8 protein-coding genes are annotated in these 11,835 nt (G+C 43.9%); 2 read left to right on the top strand and 6 right to left on the bottom strand.

From position 1 onward, the window contains the following. Both ACFQ3Q_RS02180 and ACFQ3Q_RS02175 read left to right on the top strand, forming a co-directional pair. Positions 1 to 933, top strand: coding sequence for an N-acetylmuramoyl-L-alanine amidase (locus ACFQ3Q_RS02180; RefSeq protein WP_380742471.1), 933 nt, complete (start codon positions 1 to 3; stop codon positions 931 to 933). Between the two features lies 1 nt (position 934). After that, positions 935 to 1,522, top strand: a complete 588-nt coding sequence (locus ACFQ3Q_RS02175; RefSeq protein WP_380742469.1) for a peptidoglycan recognition protein family protein — start codon at positions 935 to 937, stop codon at positions 1,520 to 1,522. A 132-nt stretch (positions 1,523 to 1,654) separates the two neighbouring features. On the opposite strand, the gene ACFQ3Q_RS02170 is transcribed toward ACFQ3Q_RS02175, so the two are convergent. The 6 genes from ACFQ3Q_RS02170 to ACFQ3Q_RS02145 all read right to left on the bottom strand — a co-directional run bounded on the left by ACFQ3Q_RS02170 (position 1,655) and on the right by ACFQ3Q_RS02145 (position 11,719). Further along, positions 1,655 to 2,881: a C40 family peptidase gene (locus ACFQ3Q_RS02170; protein ID WP_380742467.1), complete on the bottom strand. Its 1,227-nt coding sequence runs from the start codon at positions 2,879 to 2,881 to the stop codon at positions 1,655 to 1,657. An 18-nt stretch (positions 2,882 to 2,899) separates the two neighbouring features. After that, on the bottom strand, positions 2,900 to 3,919 hold the full coding sequence (locus ACFQ3Q_RS02165) for a dipeptide epimerase (protein WP_380742465.1): 1,020 nt from the start codon (positions 3,917 to 3,919) through the stop codon (positions 2,900 to 2,902). 18 nt (positions 3,920 to 3,937) lie between these two features. Further along, positions 3,938 to 5,386 carry a sodium:solute symporter gene (locus tag ACFQ3Q_RS02160; RefSeq protein ID WP_380742464.1) on the bottom strand — a complete coding sequence of 483 codons (1,449 nt, stop codon included), beginning with the start codon at positions 5,384 to 5,386 and terminating at the stop codon, positions 3,938 to 3,940. A 7-nt stretch (positions 5,387 to 5,393) separates the two neighbouring features. Next, on the bottom strand, positions 5,394 to 7,019 hold the full coding sequence (locus ACFQ3Q_RS02155) for a glycoside hydrolase family 10 protein (RefSeq protein ID WP_380742462.1): 1,626 nt from the start codon (positions 7,017 to 7,019) through the stop codon (positions 5,394 to 5,396). Positions 7,020 to 7,147: 128 nt separating this feature from the next. Beyond that, positions 7,148 to 8,650 carry a SusD/RagB family nutrient-binding outer membrane lipoprotein gene (locus ACFQ3Q_RS02150; protein WP_380742460.1) on the bottom strand — a complete coding sequence of 501 codons (1,503 nt, stop codon included), beginning with the start codon at positions 8,648 to 8,650 and terminating at the stop codon, positions 7,148 to 7,150. A 3-nt stretch (positions 8,651 to 8,653) separates the two neighbouring features. Beyond that, the gene (locus ACFQ3Q_RS02145; RefSeq protein ID WP_380742458.1) at positions 8,654 to 11,719 is read right to left on the bottom strand and encodes a SusC/RagA family TonB-linked outer membrane protein; all 3,066 of its coding nucleotides are present in this window, start codon (positions 11,717 to 11,719) and stop codon (positions 8,654 to 8,656) included. Positions 11,720 to 11,835 lie beyond the last annotated feature (116 nt).

Below are 11,835 nucleotides of genomic sequence, written 5' to 3'. Positions count from 1 at the left end.
ATGAGAGGCATTTTCCCTACACTAATTATAGGCCTGTCGGTTTTGGTCTCCTGCAGTACGAATCCGTACCGCAAGACCAACCGTGTATATAAAAAACAGGCAAAGGAATATGCCAAAGAATTAAGTAGGCTTCCTGCCCGCGAAAACCAGGTCGAATCCGCACTCAACTATGGTGAGTATCGGGTAGGGACTACTAATTTTAACCTGCGGAAGCCTAATTTTGTGGTCATACACCACACCGCTCAGGATTCCGTGCAACAAACCCTTAAAACCTTCACCCTTCCCAGAACCCAGGTAAGCGCCCACTATGTGATAGACGATAACGGAGAGGTCTATCATATGCTGAACGACTATTACCGCGCCTGGCACGGAGGAATAGGAAAATGGGGAAATACTGACGATCTTAATTCCACCTCTATTGGCATCGAGCTGGACAATAATGGGAAAGAAGGCTTTTCTGAAGCCCAGGTAAAAAGTCTTATCGATGTACTGGAGATCTTAAAAGAAAAATACGGCATCCCTACAGCCAATTTTATAGGCCACTCTGATATCGCCCCCACTCGAAAGGTGGACCCTAACAAGAATTTCCCCTGGAAAGAACTGGCTGAAAAGGGTTACGGACATTGGTATGACGAAGCTGAAGTAGAAAAACTGCAATTTGAAGATGAGTTTTTCGAGGCATATCCTCTTGATTTCCCTGTGCACCCTGAATTGGATTTTGAACTGGATTTTTTGGATGAGCTTATGTTCCCTGAAATGGTCCCTTCAGGTTTTGATTACCTGATGGCCCTTAGGATCATTGGTTATGATATTTCAGATCCTGTTGCTGCGGTAAGAGCTTTTAAACTCCACTTTATACAGGAAAACACCGATCCAGTTCTGTCAAACTACGAGCTGAAGGTGTTATACAGTCTTTACCGAAAATACCTGTAATATGAAAAGCTTTCGGATCGCTTTCGTATTCATATTCCTTCTTTCAGCAGGCCTTGGTCTCCAGGCACAGGATATTCTGAAACGGGAACAATGGAATGCAAAAGCCCCGGTAATGGAAATGGAAGCTCACCAGCTCCAATATATCACCATTCATCATACCGCAACTCCCCAAAAACCGGAAGTAAGTGTAGCCCAAAAAGTACAGGCATTACAAAGATTCTCACAAAGTGATTCTAAGCTGGCCGATGGCACCCCTAAACCAGCCTGGGCAGATGTGCCCTATCATTTCTATATAGCCGAAAACGGAACAATTGCTGAAGGAAGGGATATAAACTATGCGGGAGACACCAATACTTCCTACGACCCGAAAGGACATGTCCTGATAGTCCTCGAAGGTAATTTTGAAAAGACAAAGCCCGGTCAACAGCAATTACAAAGCCTTTACCCCCTGGTTGAAAAGCTTTCGAAAGAATATCATATAAATCCAAAACAGATCGGCGGGCATAAGGATTATGCGAAGACCGCGTGCCCGGGTGATTTTCTTTATTCAATTTTACCTCAGCTCAGACGGGAAATTGCAGAAAAATAAAAGAACTCATCATAACAGCTGAGCTTCAGAATTGTAATTAGTAAGTACTGGTTTAAACAAGAAGCCCTCCCGTTGCCGGGAGGGCTTCTGCATTAATCAACTAAACTACTAAAAACACCCCTTAACAAGGGATTAATCTTCAGATGAATCCTCCCCGGAATCATCTATAAAAATATCTTGCTTCTTCAGATACTGAACCTGGTTGTTTTCCTGATCCAGCAATCTTTTGGTCCTTAAATAACGATTGTAGTTATACTCATCAAAATCGGTAGCCGTGAAATCAAAATTACTGATGTGTACTTCTCCCATAGAATGAATGAACTTATTGTCGCCAATCCACATTCCTACGTGTACCACCCTTTCTGAGGTAGAATCTGTAGCCGGTTTTCCGAAGAACAACAGATCACCCGGAATAAGCTTTTCAAAATTCCTTGTAGTGTCCACCAGTTTTCCGGTATGCACCTGTTGGGAAGCATCACGAGGCAACACCATTCCGTTGAGGAAATATACGGTCTTGGTGAAACCACTGCAATCCACTCCTTTTGGCGAAGTTCCTCCCCACAGGTATGGAAGTCCCATCAGCTCCTTGGAAGTTTTTACAAGACTTTCCTTATCTCCTTCAAGAGATGCAAGCCACTCCTTATAAGGTTTGGCCTCAGACTTATTTACAAAGGCTTTTTTGCCGTTCGGGTAAAGAACCTCATAAAAACCATTTTGTTCGCTCACAAGCTCTAAAACATCGCCAGCAACAAGGTCTCCAACCGTGGCAGAAGACTTATCTGCTTCCTTCACCGAAGCCCCGAAAGGTTCAAGGTAAATAAGCTTTTCTGCCTTCTTCCATTTAGAGAACTGGTCTTTGGTCATATTTTCAATTCCGCCATAGTCTACCCAGGCCAGGTAATCATCGGGAGTCTGCACATAATACCAGCTTCCCTGTTTTTTATAGACCTTTAGCGGCATTCCCATAGTTGCCTGGGTTACCAGTTGCGCCGAATGTTTTGGTTCATCCCGCAAATTGGCAACCGAGATCTTTACCACTCCCCTGGTCTTGCCTTCAAGAGCTTTCTCATCAGGAAGAAGAGAGATACTGTCGGTGAACTTGATGTCCTGCTCCTTCAGTTTCTGTTTAAGCTCATTTACCGCCTTGGGTAAATTAGACTCTCCCTTCAGCAGGTATTGATCTCCTTTTCTTTCTGCCTTGATTTCGAACAAAGCCACCCTTCCGTCTGGAGCATATTCCTTTTCAACTTCGGCGATATAGGTGTCGGTCTCATTGGCTTCTTCTTTCTCGGGCTGTTCTTCGCAGGAAGCAAAGATCAGTAAGCCAAGAAGGGCCAGGTAATTCAGTTTTTTGATCATTTTTATTTCAGTTTAATTTTATTCGAATTTCAACAATTTCGCTCCCGTTCCGTTTCGATCGGGAAAATGTACTTTTTCATCATAGACCTTAACTCCGTCTGCAATATCAGACTTCAGCAGCATTGCCCCGTCCATATCTACGTAATCCAGCAAAGGCAGCAGCTGCGCGATAGCCGAAATACCCACGGTAGATTCGGTCATACAACCCACCATTACCTTCAGGCCAAGCTTACGCGCTTCCTCTATCATCCTCTTCCCAGGTGTAAGCCCAGCGCACTTGGTAAGCTTGATATTAACCCCGTGAAAATAAGGCGCACATTTCTTGACGTCACTCTCCACAATGCAGCTTTCATCAGCTATCAAAGGTAAGGCAGAATCTTTATAAAGCCTTTTCATACCCTCAATATCATTGGTCTTAAGAGGCTGCTCCAGAAATTCCACTCCGAGATCCTTCAATGCAATGCTGTTCTCAATAGCCTGTTCCGCAGTCCAGGCGGCATTGGCATCCAGCCTGAAGATGGAATCGGTATGTTTCCTGAGTTCCTTTACGATCTTCACATCCTCATCGGTGCCGAGTTTGATCTTATAAAGTGGCCAGGGAAATTCCTTCATCTTCTCCACCATCTTCTCTACAGAATCTATGCCGATGGTATAGTTGGTAAGCGGGATATCCTTTAATTCCAGCCCCCACATCTTATAAAGCGGTATCCCGTTTCGTTTCCCGTGCAGGTCGTGCATCGCGATATCCAGTGCACACTGTGCGAACGGATTGTCCTTAAGGTGCGGAAAGGTGATCTCCCACAGCTCTTCAGGGGTAAGGTGGATATTTTCCCGCACCAGCGGTTCAACTTCCTTTATAGAAGCGATCATCTTCTCTGAAGTTACCCCGTAATATTTGGTGGCCGTTGCTTCACCATAGCCGGTATGCTCCCCTTCGGTTAAAGCGACGATAAGCGTCGGCTGAAAATCGCGGGAACCGTGGCTGATGGTAAAAGTATTTTTCAGCTCAAGATCGAAAGTATAAAATTTCAACTCCATAGTATTAAGATCTAAGCATTATAAAAACCCGGGTCGTTTGTTGTAAAGCATCCACAATCCGAAATATGTGATGGCTGCATTTACCAGAAGAATCTCGAAACCGAACTGGTAGCCGTAAAACCATTCCGTTGAATTCATATCCAGGATGAACGAGATTATTGGCGACAGCACACATACAATTGGCACGAACCTGTCCTTTACCGGCCTGCTGGTTATAAGCCCAAAGGCGAACAAGCCCAATAATGGCCCGTAGGTGAAGCCTGCAACCTTGAAAACCGCGCTTACCACGCTGGTATCATTAATGGCATTAAAGATAACTATAACAAGGAACATCAGGATGGTAAACCCGATATGAACTCCAAGCCTGATCTTCTTCTGATCTCCCTTTTTCTTCTCAAGATCGAGAATATCCACACAAAATGAGGTGGTTAAAGCAGTAAGGGCAGAGTCGGCACTGGAAAAGGCGGCTGCCACGATCCCGATAAGGAAGACCACCCCGGCAAATATTCCGAAGTGATTTAACGCCAGCAGCGGATAGAGATCATCTGTACGTTCAGGGATCGGGATCTGCTGATCTATCGCGTATTTATATAACAGTACCCCTAAAGCAAGGAATAATAAGGTCGAAAAAAAGAAAGTGATAGAGAACCAGAAGATGTTCTTCTGGGCTTCTCCTTTGTTCTTACAGGTAAGGTTCTTCTGCATCACGTTCTGGTCAAGGCCGTTCATCGCAATGGTAATGAATACCCCGGCGAGGAAAGTCTTGTAAAAGTTCCGGTCAGATTTCCAGTTCCAGTCGAAGATATTGGAAAGGTCACTTTCAGCTACCACACTAAAAACCTTTTCGGCACCAAGGTCCATATGGCTCATAATCACAAAAATACTGATCACCACGGCCAGAAGCAGGAAAGTGGTCTGCAGGGTATCTGTCCAAACAATGGTCTTGATCCCACCCCGGAAGGTATATAACCAGATGAGCAGGATGGTTACCAAAACGGTCACCGAAAACGGAATTCCAAAAGCATCAAAAAAAGCGATCTGCAGTACCACAGCAGCAAGGAACAGCCTGAAGGAGGCTCCTATGGTCTGTGAGATCAGAAAGAAAGAGGCTCCCGCCAAATATGATTTATGTCCGAATCTGTCTCTGAGGTACTCATAAATGGAAACCAGTCTTAATTTATAGAAAAGCGGGATCAAAACGAGTGCGATCACGGCATAGCCAACCATATTTCCCATCACGAACTGCAGATAGGTCCAGCCGGAATTACCGACCTCACCCGGAACCGAAATAAAGGTAACCCCCGAAAGGGAGGCCCCAACCATCCCGTAGGCAACAAGATACCAGGGCGACTGACGGTTTGCTGTAAAAAAGGTGGTGTTATCGGCCTTTTTTGAGGTGAAATGACTTATACCAAGCAGTACTACAAAATATCCGGCGATTACGCTAAATACTAAAATGGGGCTCATTAATCTCTTATTTTAATTCGATTACTTTGAATTCGCTTTGATTTCCGGTCCGGTCTACGGCCGTGATCCCGATCTTCTCCATCTTCTTTTTCTTGTCTCCAACCACATACTGAAGGCTGTAGGATCTTGCATCGTGAGGCAGGATCTTATGGTCCCAGCTCCCTCCTTCATATTTGAAATAGACCACCCACCTGAAGACCTCTTCACCTGCGGGTTGAGTCCAGTTCATCTTTAGGCGTTCTCCATCAATTTTGGTCTGAACAAGCGGAGCTGCCGGGGCTTCATCGTCCAGCCACTCACTCGGAGGAACAAGACTTTTTCTTCTGTAGGGACCCTCTTTTATTGCGTTTGAAAGACTGTCGTGTTTTACCAGCGGGCCAATACTCCAGTGCACCGTTCCCTTGCTTTCGGGAAGCATCCCGCGGGTGATCATAATCTGGTTGATGGTCTCATCAATATTCTTCTCATCGCCTCCCTGGCCAACGCTTATTCCCGGCCATAGATGACGGTCCTTGGTATTTTCGCTTTCCCACCAGCCAAGCAGCTCAGGGAAGCTCTGTCCATACTGATTGATCTTCCAGTACAACTGAGGGGTGAAGTAATCTATCCAGCCTTCATTAAGCCATAATCTGGCATCGGCATAAAGTTTTTCATATTGGTCATAGCCTGAAACCGACTGTGGATAACCCGGCCTCCAGATCCCGAACGGACTCAAGCCGAACTTCACGTAAGATTTTTCAGCTTTAATTTCAGCATAAAGTCTCTTGATGAATTTATTCACCGCATCCCTTCTCCAGTCTCCGCGGGAAAGCTCTCCCCCACTCTGTTTGTAGGCATTCCAGCTGGCATTATCGGGAAAGTCCTTGCCGTTGTTATAAGAATCGTAAGGGTAGAAATAGTCATCAAAATGCACCCCGTCTATATCATATCTCTTTACAATATCCATCACCACGGCTGCAGAATGGTCCTGGGTTCCTTTTTTGGCTGGATCCAGCCACCACATTCCATTCTCGAGTTCCACGGCCAGTTCAGGCTTCCTTTTGATGATGGAATGCTCACTGATCTCCCCACCGGTGGTATGATGCGCACGATAAGGGTTCAGCCAGACGTGCAATTCGAGTCCGCGGTTATGAGCCGCTTCGATCCAGAACTTAAGTGGGTCGTAATAAGGTTCAGGTGCCTGTCCCTGTTTCCCGCTAAGGAAGTAAGACCAGGGTTCAAGTTCGCTCTTATAAAGCGCATCGGCCTGTGGTCTCACCTGGAAGATCACGGCATTAAAATTATTAGCTTCCAGGAAGTCCAGAAGTTTCAGAGCTTCCCTTTGCTGTTCGCTGGTAGATAATCCCGGTTTGCTCGGCCAGTTAATATTTGCAACGGTGGCCACCCAGGCAGCGCGAAATTCTTCAATATTCACAGGAGGTGCTGCTTTCAGCTCTTTTTCCTTTGTAATTTTTTCTTGGGGTACTTTTTCAGCCGGAGCCTCAGGTTTTTCAGGTGCAGGAATGCTATCCTGCTGCGCAGGTTCTTCAGCCACTTCAGGAGTTTCGGGCTGAGAAACAGGCTTGATTGTTTTACAGGAAAAGGCCAGTAACAGTAATGATAATATCAAAGCAGGTTTAAGGAAAATCTTCATAGGATGGGTTATTACTAATGCATTAAAATTAAAGAAAAGTCCTTCAGGAAAAATTCCTGAAGGACTTTAGACTAAATCAAATTAACACTCTGATTATTCATAGGAATTATTAAACCTATTTTTAAAGATTATTCAACTACATCCCACCAAACCGGGGTGGTTAGTCTCACTGCCGGATCGTTATTCGGCATATTCTCGTAGTTCCTGTCTTCTTCATTATACTCGTACATCATAGCCTGTAACCAGTCATCTTCGTTAGGGAAGATATCCAGGTTAACATTTTCAGGCCTTTCCAGGCCGGGATAGATCTCTGAATCGTAATCCATTCTTCTCATATCTACCCAGGTTTCAGGATTCAGCATATTGGCGATGTATTTCTGAACCATAATTTCAGACAGCCCGAAGTTCTCAACTCCTATCTCCTCATCGATTTTGGCCATATAGGCATTGATCTCTTCAGCTGGAACTCCCACCTTAGCCATATCGGCTTCGATTGCCATTTTATAGTCGGCATAAGCTCCACCAACATCTCCACTTCTAAGTTTAGCTTCAGCCTCAATGAATTTAACCTCGCTAAAGGTCATCATATAAGTAGGTGAATCAGGACTGGTATAAAAACCTCCATATCCAATAGAGTACTCATCTCCGGTCTCATCTGCCTGCAGTCCTCTACCGGTAACAACGCCCTGGTAACCTCCGTTTTCGGCTTCAGGAACGATCAGGCTAAGACGAGGATCTTCGTAAGGAGTTTCCAGGTCCAGTGAATTCTTAAGAAGATTTACAAAGAAGTCTGAGAAATAATCAAATCTTGTAGAACCGTAACCATTCACACTGAAAGGCTGATTATCATTGGTCATTTCTCCTCCCCCGTAATGGATCAGGGCATTATCGGCATTTGAACTAAAGCCTTTTTCAGCAGCCTCGATCACTGCCTGAGGATTGTAAGCAAACTCTCCTGAAGATTTCTTGGTAAGGTGATTCAGGTAACGCGCCTTTAGAGAATAGGCGAATTTCTTCCAAAGTTCCTTATTTCCGTTAAACAACACATCCCCTCCTTCGGCATTTAAGCCGATTGGGCTTTCTTCATCAAGTTGTGCAACGGCTTCGTCCAAATAGGTGAATATCCTTTCATACACTTCTTTTTGGGACTGGAACTTCGGCGTAATGTTCATAGCTGACTCACTATCATAAGTCTCATCCATAACTATTGCGCCATACTGGTCTGTAGTCATTCCAAGGATATACGCCCGAAGGATCTTTCCGACTGCCACATAATTAGGTGCATCGTATTGTTTCCCTAAATAAATAAGGTCTGCGGTATTTGGAAGCGCATACACGTATGCATTTTGCCAAAGGTAATAGTTACCCCAGGTAAGATAGGTATTCCAGGATTCAGAATAATATGCACTGGAATTCTGAGATCCGTACTGCACTACTCCTAAGACCTCTCTGATCCCTCTGTATTGTGCGGTACCGACGGTGTTCTCTATAGCTCCCTGAATACGGAATTGTGGTTCCAGGGAAAGCGTTGTTGGCGCAGTCGTCGAACTGTTCACATCAAAATAATCATCACTACAGGATACCGTAGATGCGATTATAAAAATTGAAAATAAATATTTATATAACTTCATTTCTTAAAATTTAAATTTTAAACCTAGATCTACTCCTTGTGTTCCCGGAGTTCCTAAATTATCTATCCCTGTAGAACCTGCACCAGAAATCCCGGCCCCGAAAGTATTTACCTCCGGATCAACCCCGCTGTAATCTGTGATAGTTAACAGGTTTCTTCCGGTCACGTAAAACTGAGCATCGGCAATCTTCAACTTATCAAGGAAAGTAGAAGGAAGGTTATAAGACAGGGTAACGTATCTCAACCTTGCAAAAGATCCGTCTTCCACAAAGTTATCGGCGATACGGGAATAGTAATTCTGATAATATTCCTGATCTTTTCTAACTTCAATAGTATTTGGTTCTCCATTGGCATTCACTCCGTCAATTACGGTAGTTTCTCCTCTGTCAAGCGTTTTCGGACTTAACCCGTAGAATACAAGGGCAGATTCGGTAGCATTGTATACGTCTACTCCCTGAACAATGTCAAATAAGAAAGACAGGTTAAAGTTTTTATAGCTCATATTATTGGTGATTCCCAAGGTCCATTCAGGGATCCTGTTCACATCAGGAAAGATTGCGGCTTCACGGCCCGGAAGACCATTAGACTCAACCAATACCTGCCCGCTATCATTCTTAGTTGGGCGGTATCCTCTAAGTCCGAACAATGAACCATCAAGAATGGCTGCCCCGGCTGCGGTCCCGTTAAAGGTCCAGGAATCTGATAGGTAAACTTCGTTCAGCATTCCAGGAAGATCATCTACCTTACTATCGTTCAGTCCGAAGTTATAGGTCATATTCCACTGGAAGTCTGAGGTTTTTGGAAGTACCTTAACAGAAAGGAAGGCTTCAATACCTTTATTGATAATAGATCCGCCGTTAAGGGTGGCAAGGAAAGTTCCTGCCGTTGGAGGAACCCTGATTCCCTGAAGGATCTGGTTATCAGATTTGCTGTAATAGAAACTCATATCCAACCCGACTCTGTTCTCGAAGAAACGGGAATCGAAACCAAACTCATAACTATCGGTAAATTCAGGCTCAAGATCAGGGTTACCCACGGCAACACCTGTCCAGGTATAAGCCGAACTCGCAAGCCCGTTAATATTGGTTCCTAAATTACTTTCAAGAAAACCAATAGGCGCATCTTTACCTACTCTGGCCCAGGTTGTTCTTAATTTCAGATAAGTAAGTCCATTAGGCGAAGTAATGTCTTTACCTGCATTTTTAAACAGGTCGGTAACCAGTGCAGAAGCTCCTACAGAAGGATAAAAGAAAGAACGCTTGTCTGCCGGTAAAGTTGAAGACCAGTCATTTCTTCCGGTGGCATTAAGGAATAGCGCGTCTTTCCAGGACAGCTTGATCTCTCCAAAAAGACCAACGATCCTTTTTCTGTTGATCACTTCTGAAATTCTCTGATCAGCCTGCTTAATGTTTGCGATACTGTAGATCCCCGGTGCCTGAAATCCAACGCCCGAAGTATAGGTGTAGTGCGTTCTAAGATCTTCAACAGAATTACCTACAAGAGCATTTACATTAAAATCCTCTGTGATATCCTGGTTATAGCTAAGGATAAAGTTAGATGTTGTTCTTCTGTAATCTTTCTGAAACTGGCTAATAGCTCCATCCTCACGGTTTTCAATCAACGACCCATCAGCGGTAACTCTTTTGCTAAATTCATTGTAATAATCTGTACCAAGTTTATAGGATACATTAAAGTGGTCCAGAAAGTTATAATCCAAACTCAAAATCCCCAATAAACGGTGAACTTTATCATTATTAGGACTGTTCTCAAGACTCCAGTAAGGATTATCGAATCTTTGTTCCTGGAAAAATCTTTTTTGGGAACCGTCTTCATTCAGGTAATCATAGATATCTACGTTGGCAGGATAAGAAAGTAAACTGCTGTAGCTACTACCCGAAACATTACCTTGTTTGGTGCTGTTGGTTTCTGTTACAATATAATTGGCAGAACCGCCAATGGTAAGGTCTTCATTGAATTTTGTACTTGTATTCAGTTTAAGAGAAGTCTTATCGTAACTGGTACCTTCCACTACTCCTTCCTGAGAGAGGTCTCCTGCAGATAAATAGAGCTGGCTTTTTTCGGTACCTCCGGAATAACTCACGTTATGGTTTTGAGTAACCGCGGTTTCATAAAAATCTTCCAGATGATTATAGGTTTGGGTTCCTGAAGGGATAGGCTCACCCCAGGAAAATTCAGAATCCGGTTCATAGGTAATATTCCCTTCCTCATCAACAAGCTGTCTTCCTTGCCCGTATTGAGTCTGAATATCGGGAGTTCCCAATACCTGGTCAAAGGAAACCGAACCGGAATAAGAAATAGTGCTCATTCCTGCTTTCCCTTTTTTGGTAGTGATAATCACCGCTCCTTCAGCTGCCTGGATACCATAAAGAGCTGCAGCAGCAGGTCCTTTCAATACCGAAATGTTCTCAATATCCTCAGGGTTAATATCTGATGCCCTGTTGGCACTGGCCACTTCGTTACTTGGGTTCGTAGAGTTATCAATCGGAATCCCGTCCACTACAATAAGAGGCTGATTATTTCCTGTGATAGAAGTACCTCCACGAATAAGGATCACTGAAGACGAGCCCGGAGCTCCACCGGAATTGGCTACGGTAACCCCTGAAACTTTCCCCTGGAGCCCGTTCACCATATTGGTTTGGTTCCCTTCCAGAAGTTTTTCAGATTCCAAAGACTGCACGGCATAACCCAGAGCCTTCTTTTCCCTTTTAATACCAAGGGCGGTAACCACAACTTCATCTAAAGCTTCCTGATCTGTTTCCAGGGTGACCTTAAACTGGTTCTTGTCTCCTACTTTTACTTCCTTAGTGGTATAGCCTAAAAAAGAAAAAACCAAAACATTATTGCTTTGGTCAGGTACATTAAGGGAGAACTCTCCATCAAAATTAGTCACAGTTCCCACGGAAGTGTTTTTAACAAATACAGATACACCCGGCAGAGGCATACCGTCCTGACCTGTTACTTCTCCCGAAATTTGTTTTTCCTGAGCCCACATTTGCAGGGAAAAAAAACAAAGAAAAAGTAAAAGGGCCTTTCGAAAATGTTTTTTCATAATAGAAATTAGAAATTAATAAATAGGTTAAGTTCAATGCCTGTTTTTTTGAGGTATTTAAAAAACAGGCAATTAAGGCCCTAAAGGTATATTTTTATAGGAAAGAATAAAATTTA

Source organism: Salegentibacter chungangensis (genome assembly GCF_042678405.1).
Taxonomy (GTDB): domain Bacteria; phylum Bacteroidota; class Bacteroidia; order Flavobacteriales; family Flavobacteriaceae; genus Salegentibacter_A; species Salegentibacter_A chungangensis.
Note: the sequence above shows the minus strand (reverse complement) of the source record. Positions and strands in the feature narration are given on the sequence as shown.

Coding starts and splice junctions, on each gene's coding strand:
- ACFQ3Q_RS02180 (WP_380742471.1), top strand. CDS start 1: ATGAGAGGCATTTTCCCTACACTAATTATAGGCCTGTCGGTTTTGGTC.
- ACFQ3Q_RS02175 (WP_380742469.1), top strand. CDS start 935: ATGAAAAGCTTTCGGATCGCTTTCGTATTCATATTCCTTCTTTCAGCA.
- ACFQ3Q_RS02170 (WP_380742467.1), bottom strand. CDS start 2,881: ATGATCAAAAAACTGAATTACCTGGCCCTTCTTGGCTTACTGATCTTT.
- ACFQ3Q_RS02165 (WP_380742465.1), bottom strand. CDS start 3,919: ATGGAGTTGAAATTTTATACTTTCGATCTTGAGCTGAAAAATACTTTT.
- ACFQ3Q_RS02160 (WP_380742464.1), bottom strand. CDS start 5,386: ATGAGCCCCATTTTAGTATTTAGCGTAATCGCCGGATATTTTGTAGTA.
- ACFQ3Q_RS02155 (WP_380742462.1), bottom strand. CDS start 7,019: ATGAAGATTTTCCTTAAACCTGCTTTGATATTATCATTACTGTTACTG.
- ACFQ3Q_RS02150 (WP_380742460.1), bottom strand. CDS start 8,650: ATGAAGTTATATAAATATTTATTTTCAATTTTTATAATCGCATCTACG.
- ACFQ3Q_RS02145 (WP_380742458.1), bottom strand. CDS start 11,719: ATGAAAAAACATTTTCGAAAGGCCCTTTTACTTTTTCTTTGTTTTTTT.